10 protein-coding genes and 2 pseudogenes are annotated in these 19,977 nt (G+C 57.5%); 10 read left to right on the forward strand and 2 right to left on the reverse strand.

What is annotated here, in order from left to right; translation table 11 throughout:
• The first annotated feature begins 306 nt into the window (after nt 1–306).
• The 7 genes from FBZ93_RS39855 (at nt 307) to FBZ93_RS39885 (ending at nt 9,825) form a co-directional block, all read left to right on the forward strand.
• Nucleotides 307–1,968 carry a hydantoinase B/oxoprolinase family protein gene (locus FBZ93_RS39855; protein ID WP_246667857.1) on the forward strand — a complete coding sequence of 554 codons (1,662 nt, stop codon included), beginning with the start codon at nt 307–309 and terminating at the stop codon, nt 1,966–1,968.
• Between the two features lie 58 nt (nt 1,969–2,026).
• A complete protein-coding gene (locus FBZ93_RS39860) occupies nt 2,027–3,196 on the forward strand; it encodes a pyridoxal phosphate-dependent aminotransferase (protein WP_433995487.1) in 1,170 nt (389 codons plus the stop codon).
• Between the two features lie 259 nt (nt 3,197–3,455).
• Nucleotides 3,456–4,148, forward strand: a complete 693-nt coding sequence (locus tag FBZ93_RS41040; RefSeq protein WP_167529460.1) for a hypothetical protein — start codon at nt 3,456–3,458, stop codon at nt 4,146–4,148.
• A gap of 102 nt (nt 4,149–4,250) precedes the next feature.
• Nucleotides 4,251–5,963, forward strand: a complete 1,713-nt coding sequence (locus tag FBZ93_RS39870; protein WP_146993167.1) for a thiamine pyrophosphate-binding protein — start codon at nt 4,251–4,253, stop codon at nt 5,961–5,963.
• A complete protein-coding gene (locus FBZ93_RS39875; RefSeq protein ID WP_246667858.1) occupies nt 5,944–7,113 on the forward strand; it encodes a CaiB/BaiF CoA transferase family protein in 1,170 nt (389 codons plus the stop codon). The genes FBZ93_RS39870 and FBZ93_RS39875 overlap by 20 nt, the downstream gene beginning before the upstream one ends.
• Before the next feature lie 51 nt (nt 7,114–7,164).
• Entirely contained in the window at nt 7,165–8,328 is a 1,164-nt protein-coding gene (locus FBZ93_RS39880; RefSeq protein ID WP_146993168.1) for an acyl-CoA dehydrogenase family protein, read from the forward strand.
• Between the two features lie 51 nt (nt 8,329–8,379).
• Nucleotides 8,380–9,825, forward strand: a complete 1,446-nt coding sequence (locus FBZ93_RS39885; RefSeq protein WP_146993169.1) for an aldehyde dehydrogenase family protein — start codon at nt 8,380–8,382, stop codon at nt 9,823–9,825.
• A gap of 175 nt (nt 9,826–10,000) precedes the next feature.
• Here the strand turns inward: FBZ93_RS39885 and FBZ93_RS39890 are convergent.
• Nucleotides 10,001–11,087, reverse strand: a pseudogene (locus FBZ93_RS39890) (IS630 family transposase).
• 1,410 nt (nt 11,088–12,497) lie between these two features.
• Between FBZ93_RS39890 and pyc the strand changes: the two are divergent.
• Nucleotides 12,498–15,980 (forward strand): pyruvate carboxylase, encoded by a 3,483-nt coding sequence (gene pyc, locus FBZ93_RS39895; RefSeq protein ID WP_146993170.1) that lies wholly within the window; start codon nt 12,498–12,500, stop codon nt 15,978–15,980.
• A gap of 143 nt (nt 15,981–16,123) precedes the next feature.
• Here the strand turns inward: pyc and FBZ93_RS39900 are convergent.
• Nucleotides 16,124–16,320 (reverse strand): annotated as a pseudogene (locus FBZ93_RS39900) (IS5/IS1182 family transposase); the annotation flags it as partial.
• A gap of 755 nt (nt 16,321–17,075) precedes the next feature.
• On the opposite strand from FBZ93_RS39900, the gene FBZ93_RS39910 reads away from it, so the two are divergent.
• Entirely contained in the window at nt 17,076–18,608 is a 1,533-nt protein-coding gene (locus FBZ93_RS39910; RefSeq protein WP_146993171.1) for a porin, read from the forward strand.
• A gap of 839 nt (nt 18,609–19,447) precedes the next feature.
• Nucleotides 19,448–19,977 (forward strand): LysR family transcriptional regulator (locus FBZ93_RS39915; protein WP_146993172.1); only part of this gene is annotated, 530 nt, incomplete at its 3' end.

A 19,977-nucleotide genomic window follows, 5' to 3' on the forward strand; every position in this document is an offset into this window, starting at 1 on the left:
CTGTTCGCGTATTGCGAACAATGGTCGCAAATTTTACTTGACGACATCGACCGCTTCTGCGCACTCTCGCGAACAGCGGACGCAGTTCGCGTATGGGGCCCGCCCGAGCAAGCGTGAGAAGTGCAGAGCTCGGTGCCGATTTCTTCATTGATTTGCAAATGCAGCTCGCGAGGAACGCGCTTGTGATCTGGGAAACTACTACCGCCAGCCGCGAAGTTGGCAGGGCAATTCTTCATCATTCTGGCGCGACCCTAGGCGAGTCTGAGTTTGCGCGCGCATCTCTCCAACCTATTCACGAGGTCAATCGTGCGTAGCGTCATCGAATCTCAAATTCTTTGGAATCGGTTAATCGCAGTTTGCGAGGAGCAGGCGCAAGTAATGATACATGCCGCGTTCAGCCCTCCCGTTCGAGAAAGCGGAGATGTTTCTGCGGGCCTCTTCGATCTTGAAGGTCGCATGCTGACCCAGGCCGTGACCGGCACGCCGGGTCACGTAAATTCCATGGCCGCCGCAGTAGTGCACTTTTTCGACGAATTTCCGGTCGCTGCGATGAAGCCCGGCGATGCCTACGTGACGAACGATCCATGGCTGGCCTCGGGGCATCTTAATGACGTCACGATAGTTACGCCCGCTTTCCACCGCGGAAAAATCGTGGGTCTCTTCGCGGCCACGGTTCATCTTGTGGATCTTGGCGGGCGCGGCATGGGTCCCGATGGGCGCGACATCTTCGAAGAAGGGGTTGCTATTCCCCATATGCATCTCACGCGAGCGGGTGCGCTAAATCGGGATCTCGTTCGTCTGCTTTGCGCAAATTCGCGTGAACCACTGCAGACGGAGGGCGATCTCCTAGCAATCCTAGCGGCCGGTGAAGAAGGAGCGCGGCGCCTTTCCGAAATGCTTGAGGAATTCAATCTACCAGATGTCGCAGAGATCGGTGCCTACATTCTCGAGACGTCGCGATCCGCGACTGAAGCTGCTATTCGGCGTCTGCCGGAGGGTGTCTATTATAACAAGATCACAATTGATGGTTACGAAAAGCCAGTCGATATTGCAGTCGCAATGACTCTAAGAGATGGACAGATTGCGCTCGACTTCGCGGGCACTTCACCCTGCAGCGCTTTTGGGATCAACGTGCCTCTTATCTACACTGGTGCGTACGCATTCTACGGCATCAAATGTGTTATCGCTCCTGAAGTGCCCTGCAATCATGGAGCGTTGTCTAGATTCTCCGTAACGGCGCCCATGGGGACTATCGTTAATCCGCAGCGGCCAGCTCCGGTCTCTGCGCGGCATATCATCGGCCACTGCCTTCCAGACGCGGTCATGGGATGTCTGGAGCAAGCGCTACCAGGTCAAACGCTCGCCGAATCTGGCATGATGTGGAACCCCTACCTGCGGGGGACAACCGGCTTTAAGAGAGAGCCGAGAACATGGGAGTTTTTCTCTCTCATAGCAGGCGGGATGGGTGCGCGATCCTCCAAAGACGGTCTTGATGCGACTGCATTCCCGGCAGCTCTGAAAGGCATTCCGGTCGAGGCGATCGAAAATACCGCGCCGATGGTGTTTTGGCGCAAGGAACTGCGAACGGATTCTGGCGGCGCTGGTAAATTCCGCGGAGGCTCCGGCCAAATTGTCGAGATCGGGGCCTTGCACCGAACACATCTGAGCCTCAAGGCCATGTTCGATCGTATCCATAACCCTGCTCGCGGGCGCGACGGTGGGCAACCGGGCGCTGTAGGTCGAGTTCGTCTTGCCTCAGGCGCGGTGTTGGCGGGCAAAGGTCAACAGGATGTTCCGGTATCGGATCGCTTGGTGATCGAACTACCGGGTGGTGGGGGCTACGGAGATCCCGCAGAGCGTGAGCTAGACGCGATTGCTTACGACGTCCGCCGGGGTCTTGTTTCGCAGGAGGCGGCGGAAAGGGATTACCGCCATTTCCGAAAGGCGGCGGGAGCGGCGAATGGGTGATTCGACTGCCCTCCCGTTGCGATTGGCGCGGCGTATGTCGCGGGTGGCGCCATCCCCCATGCTGGCGCTCGTCGCGCGTGCTGCAAGCCTTCGTTCAGTGGGGCGAGATGTCATTAGCTTGGCATTGGGAGAGCCAGATTGCGATACGCCTACCCACATTCAGGAGGCGGCTTTCATTGCTATGCGCAATGGGGATACGCATTACACCGCTTCGGACGGGACCAAGGCCCTCAAGGAAGCGATCCGCCGAAAGTTCGAGCGCGAGAATTCCCTAACCTTCGCTCTGAATGAAATTTCAGTTGGAAGCGGTGCTAAGCAAGTCATCTATAATGCGCTGGCCGCAACTGTAGACGAGGGTGATGAGGTCATTGTGCCCCTTCCCTACTACCCCTCCTACGTTGAAATCACTCGTTTGGTCGGCGGCGAGCCCATCCTCGTTCATACGCAGCCGCAGAATGGTTTTAAGCTAACCCCCGAGCTTCTAGAGCGGGCGATCACAACGCGCACCAAATGGCTAATCTTGAACTCGCCATCGAATCCGACAGGTACAGCCTATTCAGCGGGAGAGCTAAGGGCGCTTGCAGAAGTGCTGGGTCGCCACCCGCAAGTGTGGATCTTAGCGGACGACATCTACGAACATCTACTGTTTGCCGATCAACCCTTTGCGACTCTCGCAGCTGTCGATAGCCGGCTTAAGGCGCGGACGCTGACCGTCAATGGGGTATCAAAAGCCTATTGTATGACCGGCTGGCGGATTGGTTATGGGGCGGGACCTGCTGCGCTGATTGCCTCCATGGCGACTATTCAGTCTCAGATTACATCTTGTCCGTCCTCTATCTCGCAGGCGGCTGCCTGTGCCGCACTTGACGGTCCAGCAGGCGTTATCGATCGTCTTCGATCAACGTTCAGATTCCGTCGTGATCTTGTAACAACTGAACTTAATCGCATCAGAGGTATTTCCTGCGCCGTACCGGATGGTGCGTTCTACGTGTTTCCCAATTGCTCGCGAGTTCTCGGACGCTACTCACCTGCTGGGCGAGAGCTCGTAACGGATGTTGATCTCGCACACTACTTGTTAGAGGACGCGGGTGTTGCCGTTGTTCCTGGTAGCGACTTCGGTATGCCCGGTCATTTTCGTATCAGCTATGCGGCCGATGAAGCCTTACTGAGGGAGAGTGTTAAGCGCATTGACCTAGCACTGAGTGCATTGCACGGAGACTCGTCATGATCATGACAGTATGTGCTCTGATGGCCAATCGATCCGCGTGTATGCGACGACTAGATGACGAACGTGAAATTGTCTCCTCGCGATCTTTCGGACGTGGCAGGTTCGACTACCTTGAATACCAGTATTCGTGTCATGCTGCGTCACCAGATCGAGTTGCTCAGGCGATCATTGCGTCGATTCCTGTCCCTAAGTTTTGACTTGCGGCACTAGCACGGTGTCGTCCCAAGCCACCGAACCCCAACTCTTTCGGAGTTTACAAATGCAATCACAGCACCGCTATCTCGGTATTTTGAGCCTCGAACGCGGACCTTCGCCTCCCAAACCGAGACCCGGTTCAATACAGGATCCGGACACCTTCGATTTTCCCACCATTTCGGAAACTGTTACGGGAGCGTGGCCGGACAGGATCCTCCCTGGCGATCCGACCCTCGAGCCAGCCTGCATCGCCGCTGCCAGACGTTTGGTCGAACGAGGCGCCGTAGCAATAAGCTCAAACTGCGGGTTTTTCATCCGGCATCAAGCAGCGGTTGCCGCAGCAGTGAATGTTCCCGTGGCGCTATCGAGCGTTCTGTTGGCACCAATGTTACTCCGTCAATTGTCACGCACCGCTAAGCTCGCCGTTGTGACGGCCGACTCCAAACTTTGCGATGAAGATCTGCTCGACATTGACGATCCTGCTGACCGTACAAGGATCGTGATTGACGGTATCGAAGGTGGGAAGTACTACCAAAACGAGATGAAGCGTCCGCCACTGCAGACGTCAGTTGCCGATATCGAGAGGGATGTCGTCGCGTGCGTTTCGCGCCTCCGGGCAGTGCACCCGGAGATCGCCGCAATCTTGTTCGAATGCACGGGATTGCCTTCGGTTGCACCGGCGATTCGGCGTCTCACTGGATTGCCAGTCTACGACATCACAACTCTCTGTCGGCTAACAATGGCCTCCATTATCTGAAGCAACACTTAAGCGCTTCAGTGAGCGTCTCCGGCTCGAGATGCTCAGCAAAAGGCACATTTTGCGGATTCGCGCCGTCTAACGGGTCTCGGAAACAGGCATATGACTATTTACACGGTTGGTTCGTTGGTGGTGGATTGCCTCCAAGCAAATGGCATCGACACAGCGTTTGGGATCGTCTCAGTCCACAATATCCCGATTATGGATTCGATTGCCCAGCGCCCTCAGTTTCGCATGGTCATGACCCGAGGTGAGACCGGCGCCGCACACATGGCCGATGGTTTTGCGCGGGCATCCGGGAAAATGGCCGTCGTCATCAGTAGCACGGGTCCCGGTGCGGCTAATGCGGTGCCCGGTCTTGTGGAGGCTAGATTCGCGGCAACGCCTTTGCTCCACATCACAGGGCAGTCAGCTACGTCGAACCTAGATCGTGGAAAGGGCTCCGTTCACGAAGTTCCCGATCAGCTGGCTATGCTGAGTGCTACGAATAAAGCAGCTTATCGCATTCGTTCGGCTCAGGAAGCTCTGGCCATTTTGAAACGCGCTATTCTGGATGCTTGGTCGCCTCCCTGCGGGCCTGTCAGCATAGAAATACCAATCGATATTCAGCGCGCTTCCGTCGAGCGACCTGACGAGGCGAACCTGATTGCACCACGCCCGCTCACGCGCTTCCCAGAAGACTCAGAAATCGATAGGCTCGCTGAGCGGGTGAAGTTAGCCAAAAAACCTATGCTTTGGGTTGGCGGCGGGGCCAAGCACGCGGGTGCAGAGATCGAGGCTCTCCTTGAACTTGGCTTTGGGATGGTCACGAGTTGGGCTGGCCATGGCATCGTCTCTGACGAACACCCCCTCAATATTGGACCTCTCAACGGGCCGGGCTCGCCCGCTATCGAGCAACTCTATAGGGACGTCGATCTTCTTATCGTGATCGGTTCGAGGATCAGAGGGCATGAGATGCTCGACCATTCCTGCCAATTACCAAAGAACTTGATCCAGATTGACATAGATCCTTTAGCCGACGGTCGAACCTACCCAAATGTCCAATTCATCTGCGCCGATTGTGTCGAAGTGCTCGCAAGACTTCGCGGCAAAATCTGCAATGTCATGAGGATCGATCCCGACTTCCGGCAGCGGGTCCGATTGGCGAAAGGGAAGGCGACATCCGACTTCCGTGCGACCTTGGGACCTTACAAAGACTTTCCCTCTGAGCTGCGTTCAGTCATGCCACGGGATGCCGTCTGGGCGCGCGACATCACTCTCAGCAGTTCTACATGGGGTCATCGGCTGTTCCCGCTGTACGGTCCGCGCGATAACATCTATCCGGTCGGCGCAGGCATCGGCCAAGGTCTACAACTTGCGATCGGTGCGGCCATCAGCGGCCGGAAAACGGTCCTGCTTACCGGTGACGGTGGCTTTCTGTTCAACATGACAGAACTCTGGACTGCGGTTCAAGAGAACGCCGACATTGTGATCATCGTGATGAACGATAACGGCTACGGCGTCATCAAATATATGCAAGACGCCATGTGCAATGGCCGTCGTGCGTTCGGAGATCTTCTGGGACCTGATCTGCTCAAACTTGGCGACTTGGCCGGGATTTCTGCTTGGCGTGTGAACTCTGCCGAAGAGGTACGTACCGCCGTCGCGAATGCGCTCGAGGTGAAGGGGCCGACTCTTGTTGAGATCAATATGCAGGCGATCGGTGAGTTTCCGCCGTATTATCCCTATTCGAACATGATTGAGAGGGCACGCGCGCAGCGGCAGGATGCGGCGAACTCAAGCGACTCCTCTATTAATGTACAAAAATCTGCGTGACGATGCAATGGGCATATCAGGCGCTCTTGACGGCATTAGGATCATCGATCTCTCGAGGGTTTTGAGCGGGCCGTTCTGTACTCAGATCCTTGCAGACCACGGTGCCAGTGTCCTCAAGGTTGAGCCACCGAGCGGCGATGAAACCCGAACGTGGGGCCCACCGTTTAATGGCGGCACTGCCTCGTACTATAGAGGGGTAAACCGCAACAAGTTTGGCGTTTCGCTCGATCTGTCAACGGAATGCGGAAAGGAGCGCCTCCTGACGCTCCTGAAAGACGCGGATGTCTTAGTCGAAAACTTCAAGACTGGCTCAATGGATCGTTGGGGACTCGGGTATGCGAGGCTGTCCCACGAATTTCCTCGACTTATTTACTGCAACATTTCAGGTTTTGGTGCCGATGGACCGCTGGGCGGTTTACCTGGCTACGATGCTGCCGTTCAGGCTATGTCAGGCATTATGAGCATTAATGGAGAGGCTGGAGGACCGCCTACAAGGGTTGGTATTCCGATCATCGATCTTGTTACCGGCTTCAACTCGGCGATCGGAATATTGCTCGCGCTGCAGGATCGATCGCGAAGTGGTCTCGGTCAGTTGGTCAACGTAAGTCTGTTTGATAGTGCGCTTTCCATTCTACATCCGCATGCTGCAAATTACTTCGCGTCCGGCGCAAATCCCTCGCGGACAGGTAATGCTCATCCGAACATTGCTCCCTACGACGTATTTCCTACGTTAACGGTTCCGATTTTCCTCGCAGTCGGAAATGACCGGCAGTTCAGGACCTTGTGTGACGTTCTTTCTGATTCGGAGTTGGCGTCGGATCCGCGCTTCGGAGGCAACAAAGCTCGAAGCATCAATCGAGAAGAGCTGAAAGAGCGCTTGATCGCTCTGATGAGCACCCATCGCGGGGAGGAGCTATCGGTGAGGCTGATGAAGGCCGGCGTTCCAGCATCAGGTGTTCTCGGCGTCAGCGCCGCCCTTCAGCACGCTCATACTTCCCATTCCGAGATGATCGTCGACCTTGAGGAGTATAGAGGTATTGCATCGCCGATAAAATTGCGCAGAACCTCTCCGACCTATCGCATGCCTCCGCCGAAATTTCGCGAGCACCAAGCTAAGGTTGAGTCCCTGGACATCTCCGACGAAAAGTAAGGACAGCTCTTCGGAAAGCGACCACTGACTCTGCCAAATAGGGCTGAAACGATGAATTTTGAGCTAACGGAAAATCAGGAGCAAATTCGCGACGCACTCCAGCGGACGTGCGAGCCTTTCAACGCAGAGTATTGGGCAACAAAAGATCGCGAGGGTGGTTTTCCACATGAGTTTCATCGAGCTCTCGCGGAGTCAGGCTGGCTTGGTATCGCGATTCCGGAGCGTTTCGGCGGTGCTGGACTTGGTATTACCGAGGCCGCGTTAATGATGCAGACAATCGCGCAGACCGGCGCCGGGTTATCCGGCGCGTCTGCCGTTCACATGAATATCTTCGGCCTTTATCCGGTTGTCGTCTTTGGGACTGAAGAGCAGAAGCAGCGATGGCTCCCTCGGTTGGTAGAAGGTCGAGACAAGGCTTGCTTCGCCGTGACTGAGCCAAACACCGGTCTGAACACGCTTAAATTGAAGACGTTCGCCCGGCGTGAGGGCAACGAGTACATCGTCTCGGGCCAGAAGGTTTGGATATCGACTGCCCAGGTTGCCAACAAGATGCTGCTTCTTGCGAGAACTACGCCCGCATCGGAGTGCAAGGGCACGGCGGGACTATCGCTGTTCTATATTGACCTCGACCGGACCGCCATTGAAGTTCGAGAGATCGATAAGATGGGTCGCAAATGCGTCGATTCGAATCAGGTCTTCATCGATAACCTGCGCATCCCTTCACGCGATCGAATTGGTGAGGAGGGCGAGGGGTTCAAGTATATCCTTCACGGGATGAACCCTGAGCGGATATTGATCGCGGCCGAGGCTGTCGGTCTTGGGAAGATAGCCTTGTCGCGGGGTGCCCACTACGCTGCGGAAAGGAACGTCTTCGATCGACCAATTGGAACGAACCAGAGCATTCAACACCCGCTAGCGAAGTCGTGGATCGAGCTGCAGGCTGCCGAACTGATGGTGATGAAAGCGGCAACCCTATACGACGCTGGCAAGAACTGTGCTGCAGAGGCCAATGCCGCGAAGTATCTCGCTGCCGAAACATGTTTTCGCGCCTGCGAAAACGCAATTTTGACCCACGGCGGCATGGGCTATGCAAAAGAGTATCATGTAGAGCGGTACATGCGGGAAGCTTGGATTCCTAGACTCGCGCCAATCAGTCCCCAGCTCATCTTGTGCTTCATTGCTGAGAAAGCACTTGGATTGCCGAAATCCTACTAGCATGACTTTGTCCTAGCCGGTCAAACATCTCGAAGGTTGTGGAACGCAGAAATGAACGAGCCATTTAAGAACCTAATCGCCGGCAGATGGGCCGGTAGTGCCAACACCTCGCTTAACATAAATCCCTCCAATACCAACGACATCATCGGCGAGTACGTCCACGGCTCAGTTGAGGATCTCAATGATGCGGTGGCCGCTGCCAAGGCCGCTTTCCCGGTCTGGAGCCGTTCCACGCCGCAAGAACGATACGAGATCTTGAAAAAGGTCTCCGACGAGATCCTAGCCCGAAAGGACGAACTCGGCCGTCTGCTCTCACGCGAGGAGGGGAAAGTCCTAGCGGAGGGAATTGGCGAAGCTACGCGCGCCGGTCAGATCTTCGCTTTCTTCGCGGGTGAATGCCTGCGGCTTGGCGGTGAGGCCATTCCCTCGCTGCGTCCGAGCGTTGGCGTTGAGATCACACGCGAACCGGTCGGCACCGTCGGCATCATTACACCTTGGAACTTTCCGATCGCGATCCCGGCCTGGAAGGTTGCGCCCGCGCTTGCCTGGGGTAATTGCGTCGTCATCAAGCCGGCCGATCTCGTACCAGGCTCGACCTGGGCACTGGTGGACATTATCCATCGCGCTGGCTTGCCTCAAGGAGTGTTGAATCTGGTCATGGGCCGCGGCTCGGTAGTCGGACAGGCGATGATCGAGCACAATGAGATCCACGCCATTTCTTTTACCGGCTCGATCCCGACCGGCCGCAGGGTGGCGGCCGCCTGCACCGCGGCGAGCCCCATGAAGAAAGTTCAGCTCGAGATGGGCGGCAAGAACCCTCTCATCGTGCTCGACGATGCGGACGTGAAAACAGCGGTCGAGGTCGCGGTCAACGGCGCCTTCTTCTCCACTGGCCAGCGCTGCACCGCCTCCTCCCGCCTGATCGTCCAGACCGGCATCCATGATGATTTCGTTGAAGCTTGCATAGAACGACTGAAAGGCGTTGTTGTCGATGACGCGCTTAAGTGCGGTGCCCAAATCGGCCCAGTCGTCGACCAGAGCCAGCTCGACCAAGATCTCAAGTACATCGAGATCGCGAAGGATGAGGGCGGCAAGCTCGTTTTCGGCGGCGAGCTCTTGAAACGAGTCAGCCCCGGATTCTACCTCGAGCCGGCGCTCTTCACTGAAACAACTAACGGCATGCGTATCTCGCGCGAAGAAGTCTTCGGTCCCGTCGCAAACGTCATCCGCGTAAAGAACTATGATGAGGCTCTCGCCATCGCCAATGATACCGAGTTCGGCCTCTCGTCCGGAATCTGCACGACCTCGCTCAAATACGCTACGCATTTCAAGCGCAACAGCGAGGCCGGCATGGTAATGATCAACCTGCCGACGGCGGGCGTCGACTATCATGTGCCGTTCGGCGGCCGGAAGGGATCGAGCTATGGCCCGCGCGAGCAAGGTGCCTACGCCAAGGAGTTCTACAGTAACGTGAAGACGGCTTACACGCGAGCCTGACGGCGGCGCCGCGTTGACTGCGAACGGAGCCTCGCTTCGAGGACTTCGACTCCCCAAAAAATGCGAAATTCCAACCCAGACCATTTGGCGCTTAGAAAATCATAGTGCTGGCCCGGTCATGGCTCTTTTTCGCAAGGGGCTGCTAGCTAGTGTCCTGAACCAGAAATTCGCGACATTACGATGCCTGGGCTTGAGTATTGTATCGACAGAAGCGTTCGATGGAAGCGAGGATGTCGTCGGCAGACTTGGTCCATTTGAATGGCTTGGGATCGGCATCGTGATGGCTGATGAAGTCGATGATGTCGGCGCGCAGAGCCTGGACGCTGCGATAGATGCCGCGCCGGATCTTCTTGTCGGTGATGAGAGCGAAGAAGCGCTCGACCTGATTGAGCCAGGACGAGCTGGTGGGCGTGAGATGGATATGCCAGCGCGGCCGTTTGGCGAGCCAGTTGCGGATCAGCGGGGCCTTGTGCGTGGCGTAGTTGTCCATGACGAGATGGACATCGAGGCCGCGCGGGACAGCGGCCTCGATCTCGTCGAGGAACTTGCGGAACTCCGCGGCACGGTGACGGGAATAGCATTTGCCGATGACCTTGCCCGTCGCATTGTCGAGCGCCGCGAAGAGCGAGGTCGTGCCATGGCGGGTATAGTCGTGGCTGCGCCGTGCGGGCTGACCGGGGCGCATGGGCAACATGGGCTGGCTGCGGTCGAGCGCCTGGATTTGGGACTTCTCGTCCACACACAGGACAACGGCATGCTGGGGCGGGGAGACGTAGAGGCCGACCACATCGCGCACCTTGGTCACGAAATCCGGGTCGGTCGAGAGGCTTGAACGTCTCCATCCGATGAGGCTGCAACCCGAAGGCCCGCCAGATGCGCTGCACGCTTGACACCGACCGCCCGCTCTCCTTCGCCATGCCGCGCGAGCTCCAGTGGGTCGCGTTCTTTGGAAGGCTTTCCAAGGTTTTTACGATGGTGGCTTCGATGCGCGCATCATTGATCGTCCGGGGAGCTCCGGGCCTTGGCTCGTCGCGCAGGCCCTCCACGCGATCCTGCACAAAGCGCCGACGCCACTTGCCGACCGTCATCTCGACCACACCGAGCTTCGCCGCCACCTCCTTGTTCTGGCTGCCTTCCGCACAGGCCAGAACGATCCGGGCCCTCAACGCCAGGGTTTGGGCCGTCTTGCGGCGGCCTGCCAACGCCTTCAGTTCAGCCCGCTCCTCGTCGGTTAAGATCAGGGGTGCCAGTTGCCGCGCCATCGAATGCTCCATCGCTGTTGCCTGCAAAAACATGGCACAGCGATGCGACTCAGACGCGAATCTAACGATGCGAACTTGTGACTCAGGACACTAGACCGCGGTCATGCAGACGCGAGTTGCGCCGGCAGCCTGGCGCATTGTCAGGCGCCGGCCAGTTAGTCACCTGTCCCAAAAACCTTGAGACGACCGTCGCTGCTCCGTCGATATGACGACGATATTGTTCCTTCGCCTTCAGGAGGATAGCTGTGAACCTTTTCACCATCTCGCGAGGGTGGTTGCCGGCTCCCTGAAAGACAACAGAGCGTTCGCTACAGACGAGAAAACGTCGCGCGCCGTCGAGACCACCAGGAGCCTGTCGATAGCGATGATTCTGTTAATAGTGATGCTTGCCGTCCCCGCGCATTGAGCGCGAGTACGATCAATCGATCGCCAGCTAGACGGGTCACGCTGCGCAGCCGCCTTTGAATCCGTTACGCTGAAGCTGATGTCGGTTATCAAGGCAGGCGGTGGACGCTTCGTGACTGCCATATCAGAGCTTCTGTTGGTGTGGAACTCTGCGTAATTGCGTCAGAATTCGCGGAATTGCGGCGCGGTTGGGTCCCACCTCGCGAGAAACGAACCTCCTTTCCGATTAGAAGACTGATCCGAGGAGAGAAATCGTAAGTGTCGCGTCGCGCAGCGCTTAAACGTCGTCGATTATGCTGGCCGACCAAAATGGCGGCGTGGGAATGGTGCGAACTGCGAGTGACACAGACGACAAGCGCGCTCGATTTTCTTGATAGGCCTCTCTCGCAAAAGATTGAAAGATTACCGTCAATGCAGAAGTAGTGGAGTATGACGATCTACGTGGGGTGCCCGGGTCCCTCGAGGGGGAGGCATTTCGAGTTCTGAGACGGCGAAAGTGAATTGAGGCCTGTATCCAGACTCGACATTAGGGCTCCGTTGTCTGTGCCGGCAAACCGGCTGAGCGGTTCAAGAAGGCTGCTGCATCGGAGCAGACGCCTTCAGTATGGATCTAGAGGATGCAGTCTCGCCGGAGGCGAGGGGTTCGCCTTTATTCGGAGGATTTATAATTCCCAAAGCAGAACTGGGTAGCCCATTGCAGAAGTTAGTCGCCGACTTACGGCGGCACTTAATTGCGTTGATCGAAACAGCTCGTGAGCTAAGAATTGTCTTTGAAATAGCTGCCCTTCCCGGCATTGATCAAATCGCCATCTGCGCCGAGCCGGGTTGTGCTCACCTTTCGGCCCGTTCCAGCCTGCGACCTCAGTCGGTGAGCCTGAACTCGCAAGAGATCATGCCCGCTACGCTCGCGACCTTAGATTCGGTCGGTGAATCCGCCCATTCGAATTCGTGCACGCTCCAATCTTACCCGAGCGAGCGCCGGGTTCTTCTTTCAGTGTGCTGACTATGAACAAGCCTGCTACCGCTAGAACGTTGGCCATCAAGAAGCTTCTCGTCGCGAACCGGTCCGAAATTGCGATTCGGATCTTCAGAGCGGCGGCCGAATTGGGGCTACGAACTTTCGCAATCTATGCAGAGCAAGACAAGCTGTCGCTGCACAGATTTAAAGCCGACGAGGCTTACCAGATCGGAAAAGGCAAGGGACCGATCGAGGCATATCTCTCAATCGAAGAGATTCTCGGCGTTGCGAAGGAGCATGGGATCGACGCCATTCATCCGGGCTACGGGTTTCTCTCCGAGAGCCCCGAATTCGCTGAGGCCTGTGCGCGCGATGGGATCGGTTTTATTGGACCGTCTCCGAAGACCATGCGTACTCTGAGCAACAAGGTCGCGGCGCGCGATCTTGCAATCTCCTGCGGTGTGCCTGTCTTGCCGGCAAGCGGCCCATTGCCTGACGATTCCGACGGAATCCGTTCCGCAGCAAGGACGATCGGCTATCCGGTGATGATTAAAGCTTCCTGGGGCGGAGGCGGCCGCGGTATGCGGCCAATTGAAAGCGAGGACGGTCTTGTTGAAGCGGTGCGAAGCGCGAAGCGCGAAGCTCGCGCGGCATTCGGCAAAGACGAGGTCTATCTTGAGAAGCTCGTGCGTCACGCGCGCCATGTCGAGGTGCAAATCCTCGGGGACAGCCAAGGCAACCTAGTCCATTTGTTCGAGCGTGACTGTTCAGTTCAGCGGCGAAACCAGAAAATTATCGAGCGAGCACCGGCTCCGTATCTGGACCAAGTGATACGCGATGCACTATGCGCAGCGGCGCTTCAGATCGGCAGGGCGGCGCAATACGTGGGCGCCGGCACGGTCGAGTTTCTGATGGATGCTGAGACCGGCCAGTTCTATTTCATCGAAGTGAATCCGAGAATCCAAGTTGAGCACACTGTTACCGAGGTGGTCACCGGTCTGGACATCGTCAAAGCGCAAATTAGAATCGCTGAGGGCGGACGTATCGGCGAAGTCGCCGAGACCGGCATTCCGCCACAGGCTGACATCCGCTTGTTCGGTCACGCAATGCAGTGTCGGATCACTACCGAAGATCCGGAAAACAACTTCATTCCCGACTATGGCCGGATCACCGCTTATCGGGGCGCGATGGGATTCGGCGTCCGGATCGACGGCGGTACGGCCTATTCCGGTGCCGTTGTCACGCGGTTCTATGATCCTATGCTGGAAAAAGTGACCGTATGGGCGCCGACACCTAGCGAAGTCATCGCACGCATGACACGGGCGCTTACCGAGTATCGAATCCGCGGCGTAACGACCAATCTCGCCTTTCTGCACAACGTGATCAGGCATCCGCGTTTCCGCGCTAACGACTACACGACGCGGTTCATCGACGAGACGCCGGCGCTCTTTGATCTCAGCGCTCGGCAAGATCGTGCAACCAAGCTCTTGACTTGGATCGCTGATGTCACCGTAAATGGCCACCCCGAAATTCGGGGTCGAGCGAAACCGCCTTCCGACGCGCCGGTGCCGAACGTCCCGCAGTTTCCGAATCCTCCGGCCGCCGGAACCCGACAATTACTAGAACGATTGGGCCCCAAAGCCTTTGCTGAGTGGATGAAGGCGGAGAAGCGCGTGCTAGTAACCGATACAACCATGCGCGATGCACATCAGTCCTTGCTCGCGACACGCATGCGAACGAGAGACATCGTCACAGTCGCGCCGGCTTACGCGGCCGGGATGCCGCAGCTCCTCTCACTCGAATGTTGGGGGGGGGCGACATTCGATGTGGCGATGCGCTTTCTGTCGGAAGATCCCTGGGAGCGACTGGCCGAGATCCGCGAGCGGGTCCCGAACATCCTGACTCAAATGCTGCTTCGTGGCGCAAATGGCGTAGGATATACCAACTATCCAGACAACGTTCTTCGGCATTTTGTCCGGCAGGCCGCCAAGGCCGGCATGGACGTGTTTCGCATCTTCGATTGCCTGAACTGGGTAGAGAGTATGCGGGTTTCGATCGACGCGGTGGTCGAAAGCGGCAAACTCGCGGAAGGCGCGATTTGCTATACGGGCGACATCCTAGATCCCGCTCGCTGCAAATACGACCTCAAATACTATGTCACGCTGGCGAAAGACCTCGAGGCGACTGGGATTCACATTCTCGGCGTCAAGGACATGGCGGGCCTGTTGAAGCCGGGTGCAGCGAGCGTCCTGATCTCCGCGCTGAAGCAGGAGGTCGGCCTGCCGATCCATCTACATACCCACGATACCTCCGGCATTGCAGGTGCCACAATCCTGGCTGCCGTGGAGGCCGGCGTCGATGCGATTGACGCGGCCATGGATGCTATGAGTGGTACGACCTCGCAGCCGCCCCTCGGATCGATCGTTGAAGCGCTTGCTCGTTCGGAGCGCGACACCGGTCTTGACACAAATGCCCTCCGCCGAATCAGCAACTATTGGGAGGCGGTGCGGGCCCAATACCGGGCCTTTGAAAGCGACCTTAGAGCCGGCGCGTCGGAGGTCTATTTTCATGAAATGCCGGGTGGCCAGTTCACTAATCTTAAGGAGCAGGCACGCTCGCTGGGCCTAGAAACACGCTGGCACGATGTTGCAGGAGCTTACCGCGCGGCCAACGACCTGTTCGGCGACATAGTCAAGGTAACGCCTTCGTCAAAGGTCGTCGGTGACATGGCGTTGATGATGGTGTCACAGGGGTTGACGTCGGAAGATGTGATAGCTGAGGACCGCGACATCGCGTTTCCCGCCTCCGTTGTCGAGATGCTCCGCGGCGATCTGGGCCAACCACCGGGAGGCTGGCCCAAAGCGCTGCAGAAGAAGGCCCTCAAGGGCGAAACGCCGATTACGGCACGCCCGGGATCACTCCTGCCGGATGCTGATCTGTCGGCATATCGTGAGGACGCAGAGCGGTTATGCGGCCGTCAACTCGATGAAGCCGAGTTCTCCGCGTACATGATGTACCCGAAGATATTTACAGAGTTTGTCGCCATCCAGCGCAAGTACGGACCGGTGACGGTTCTACCGACGCCCGTGTTTTTCTACGGAATGAAGATCGGCAGCGAAGCGATGCTGGAGATCGAACGGGGCAAGGCGCTGGTCGTGCAGCTGATCACGATCGGCGAAACCCGCGACGATGGGCAGGTCGCGCTTTTTTTCGAATTGAACGGGCAGCCACGTATCATCACTGTTCCCGACCGGGCCGCAGGTGCCGCCGTCAAAGCGCGCCGCAAGGCGGAGAGCGGGAATACTGCCCACATCGTCGCGCCAATGCCTGGTGTCGTCGCGACCGTCAACGTCGTCAAAGATCAAGAGGTTGTGGCCGGGGATGTGCTGCTTACGCTTGAGGCTATGAAGATGGAGACCGTGCTGCACGCGCCGCACGACGGGGCAGTCACTGAGCTCCTCGTGGGTCCCGGCGCACAGGTTGACTCGAAGGATCTGTTGCTCGAACTGAGGCCAACGCCAGCCACGTGACTCTCCTTGCTCTGACGCCGAAGAGGCGCTCCTCGCACTCGCTCTCGGCACATTGTCGACCGTTAAGAACCCGGCTCGAACTGAGTGGACAGTTTGGACTGCTCCAGAGCGGAGCAACAGGGTAAAAGCTCTCTGAATCACGTGAGGATGTAGCGGAAGTTGTGGCCGACGGCTGAGAGGACGACGTTGGCGACATCACTGGCGCGGTCGGTGGAGTAGCGCCGGCCGAGGTGTCCTTGGGCTTTGAAGTGTCCGATGATGGATCAATAGCGGAGCGGCGGCGCAGCTCTCGCTTGATGGCGCCGAGGCCGCCGCGCTTGGGGCCAAAGATGAAGGCGCGGGGAAATGTGCGTCTGAGGAGTGCCCAACTTCCTGAGGACGTGGCTTGGCCGGATCATCCGCGACGTCCGCGCAAGATTGGTAGCGATGCGGTGCTGGAAGCTCGCTTCAACCTGCTGCTCGGTTTAGGCAGCGGGTGCGCAGCCAATCAACATGAGCGCGATCCGAAGGTCTATTCGTTGGATGCCACGGAGGTCGAGTGCATCGGCAAGGGCAAAGCCCGCGCTCTTACGAGTTCGGCCGCAAGGTCAGTATTGCCACGCCCCGCGACGCCTTCGAGTGGCGGACAGTGAGAGCTAGGCGGGGCGTTTGCTCGCAAAAAGCCGGGAAGAACCTCGCGCGAGAGGCGGTCGGCGGAAAAAAGAGTGGAAGAAACGCTCGGCGATGGGCGCATGTCGTAGAGGTCGCGCAACATTGGGCTTGCGTAGGCGTTGCGGAGCAGCAGACGTTGCGCAGCGGCGGGGTCTCCTACGAAAACGATCATAGATTGAGTTACGCAGCTGGTGATATTCAGCGGGTCGCTTGGTTACATTGAGTGCTGTCGAGGCTTGCGGTTGGATGCGCGAAGGGTTGCACAACCGCCGAGGGGCTAACCGAAAAGGCCGGACATGATCAACGCTCGAAGGCACGCTTTCGCGACTGCCGCATACCGGCTTCTTTGCAGGATTTCGGCGAGTCAGACCCTATATCGGTGAATATCTGCATTGCAAATAATGCAGGCTGGGACGTGAGTATCGAACCAGGGGGAACACATCGATGAAACTGACAAGGACTTTAATCCTCGGAGCTGCGGCGGCATTGGCCGGCGCCGAGGCGCGGGCAGCTGATCTTCCCGCGAAGGCGAAGCCCATCGAGTACGTAAAGGTCTGTTCGCTCTATGGTCCCGGTTTCTACTACATCCCGGGCACTGATACTTGCATCAAGCTTGGAGGCTATCTCCGTGCTTGGACCACCGTGCGTTCGAATATCCAAGGTTATCCCGCCGACGAAGGCCCCGGGGGCGCGCAAAACCGTTTTAGTAATGCCTATTCCTGGCGAGCTCGCGAAGCGCTGAGCATTGATACGCGCACTGCGACCGAATATGGAACGGTTCGCACTTTCTTCCAGGCGGCTTTCCAATGGTCGGACGGAAACTACAGCGGGCAAGGGAACGGGACTTCGGTTTACCAGTCGATTGGCGGCGTGTCGGCGCCAAATAATGCGAATCCGGGCGCCGTCGCGGGCGGTGCCATGTGGTTCCAAGATGCCTTTATCCAGTTCGCTGGTTTTACTATTGGCAAGACTTTGTCGCAGTTTTCTGCGCCTTGGGCCGACTACCCGGCAAACTGGTACGAATTGGTAGGCAGTGGTGGCTTTGAGAAAGTGAATCAGTTCACCTATACTGCCGACTTCGGGCAGGGCATCACAGCTTCGTTCTCAGCCCAAGATCAGGTCCAAAATTACACGACCAGCATCTGGAACATGGGTGCGGCGACGGCTGCGGGGCTCGCCTTCGGATCCTATGGAGGCAACGACTTCGCAGGGACGATTGCTCCTGATTTTGTCGCGATGCTCCGTGTTGATCAGCCTTGGGGTCTTTTCCAGGCTTCGTTTGCTGCGCATGACAATCATGCCGCCTACTATGGCGCGTCCGAAATTACTGGCCATCCGGATGATAAGTGGGGTTGGGCCGGTCAGCTGGCTTTATCAATAAAGAATCTGCCGACCGGGCCTGGCGACACCATAAACATTCAAGGCGTTTATACCGACGGTGCAAGCCGCTACAATTTCAGTAGCTTGAATGGAACCAACTTCGCCATGTACGGTGGCACGAATTTGGCCGGGGCTTACCAGAGCGTAGGGATTGCTGGCGTTTCTGATTCTGTCTTCGTTCCGGGCGGGGGCCAGGAATTGACTAAGACCTTTGGGTTCAATGGCGGCTTCACCCACAACTGGGATCGCCACTGGGCCACTTCACTCTACGGGGCATTGGCCGCTGTGCGCTACAACAGCACAGCCAAGGGGTACATCTGTGGTGCCTTCGTTACTGGACTGGCGCTTTCGAGCGGCCTCGCCGGTTGTAACCCCGACTTCAACTATGCGAGTATCGGTACATACACCTCGTGGACGCCGGTGAAGAATCTGACCTTCTTGGCCGACGTCAATTACATGATGCTGGATCAGAAGTGGGCAAGCGGAAGTACCGTAACACTGCCGTTGCAGTCAGGCATTGCAAAGCCGGGTGCTGTTTATGAGCTCAAGAACCAGAACAGTCTCACGATGTTGCTGCACGCTCAGCGCAACTGGTGAGTCTCTGCCGACCCTCAAACAAAAGAAGTGGCACGCCTAACCTAAAAGGTTGGCTTCCAAGAAAGGCCTCCGACATGCCCATCGGAGGCCTTTTTACTATGCCGTGCACGTTCGATACCTTGAAGGTGGAAGTCCTGCCGGAGGGCGGCAAAGGGCGAGCGAAGCGCAAGCGCCGTCATCGGAAGGTTGGATCTGAAGGAAGCGTGGAGCAAACCTGCGGCCCAATGCTCGAGCACCGGATAGTGAGCCCACCCAGCCGGACGAGCGAGCCAATGATCGCAAAGTCCACAATCGGGGTTGGGTGTTAAATCCGGTGGGCGTGCAGGGAAGTCGGCCGAACTTACCTTGGTTAGGATCAGGGCCGCGTATTGCGGCAAAGGACCATCGATATGACAAGTGTCTCCTGCAAACGGAAGCCGCATCTTTGCGGTCCAGCTTCTACCCGCACGTCCAATCGGGATATGGGGAGCAACTCTCCCCCCACATCGCTGGGCGCATATACGGCGGTTCACCGGATTAAGCGCCAACGTTTGTTTTGCGTCCGCGCCAGAGATTCGGATAGTAGATGCCGTCATGTCGGCTTCGGCCCCTTTTGAGCAACGCCTTCCTAACTTCAGCCTGTCTCGTCGCGCTTCCAAAGCCAAGCCGCGTGGCCGACACGAGATTTCCACATTTAAACGTCTTTCCAGCGATCGGGCCTTCAGCGGAAACTCGTTCCGCCTAATATTTGCTGACTTCTGCATCGCGATCACGAACCTTGCGGCCCGCTCAGTCCTGTCTCCCAGACACGCCGGAGACGCGGGTGGACCGTCATCAATTCCGCAGGCCCTGCTAACTCGTTGGCTAAGACAGATAAGAGCTATAACTGGAACGTTGATTGGCTGGAGCTCGGTATTGCCTTGGACCTGCTTGAGATCCGATACTTCCTCGAAACCGCAGCCGTCGGATCGTTGTCGCGAGCGGCCGTGCGATTGGGCGTCAGTCAGCCGGCTTTGAGCAGGCAGATAGGCAAGCTCGAGAGCGAATTGCGCGGCCCGTTGTTCTATCGTCACGGGCGAGGCGTTTCGCTGACTGAAGCAGGGCAACGCTTTCTCGACGTCAGCCAACGCGTACTGCAACAGCTCTCTGACGTGCGCGAGGAGTTGACGGCAGGTACGCTCGACGTCTCTGGCCAGGTCACACTCGGCATTCCGCCGTCCCTGGCTGCGAGTCTGGGCGCGGATCTCGCATTGCGCTTCGCCGCAGAGTTCCCGAAGGCGCGGCTTCGCATCCGCGAAGCGTTCAGTGCCAATCTGCTCGAATGGACGGAAGCCCAGCGTATCGACGTTGCTGTGCTCTATGATGCGCGGAGTAGCCCGAGCCTGATTGC

Source organism: Bradyrhizobium macuxiense (genome assembly GCF_007993935.1).
Taxonomy (GTDB): Bacteria; Pseudomonadota; Alphaproteobacteria; order Rhizobiales; family Xanthobacteraceae; genus Bradyrhizobium; species Bradyrhizobium macuxiense_A.

Excerpts from the sequence above, each read along its gene's own strand:
- pyc (WP_146993170.1), top strand. The coding sequence starts at position 12,498 with ATGAACAAGCCTGCTACCGCTAGAACGTTGGCCATCAAGAAGCTTCTC.
- FBZ93_RS41040 (WP_167529460.1), top strand. The coding sequence starts at position 3,456 with ATGCAATCACAGCACCGCTATCTCGGTATTTTGAGCCTCGAACGCGGA.
- FBZ93_RS39885 (WP_146993169.1), top strand. The coding sequence starts at position 8,380 with ATGAACGAGCCATTTAAGAACCTAATCGCCGGCAGATGGGCCGGTAGT.
- FBZ93_RS39860 (WP_433995487.1), top strand. The coding sequence starts at position 2,027 with ATGCTGGCGCTCGTCGCGCGTGCTGCAAGCCTTCGTTCAGTGGGGCGA.
- FBZ93_RS39870 (WP_146993167.1), top strand. The coding sequence starts at position 4,251 with ATGACTATTTACACGGTTGGTTCGTTGGTGGTGGATTGCCTCCAAGCA.
- FBZ93_RS39880 (WP_146993168.1), top strand. The coding sequence starts at position 7,165 with ATGAATTTTGAGCTAACGGAAAATCAGGAGCAAATTCGCGACGCACTC.
- FBZ93_RS39875 (WP_246667858.1), top strand. The coding sequence starts at position 5,944 with ATGTACAAAAATCTGCGTGACGATGCAATGGGCATATCAGGCGCTCTT.
- FBZ93_RS39910 (WP_146993171.1), top strand. The coding sequence starts at position 17,076 with ATGAAACTGACAAGGACTTTAATCCTCGGAGCTGCGGCGGCATTGGCC.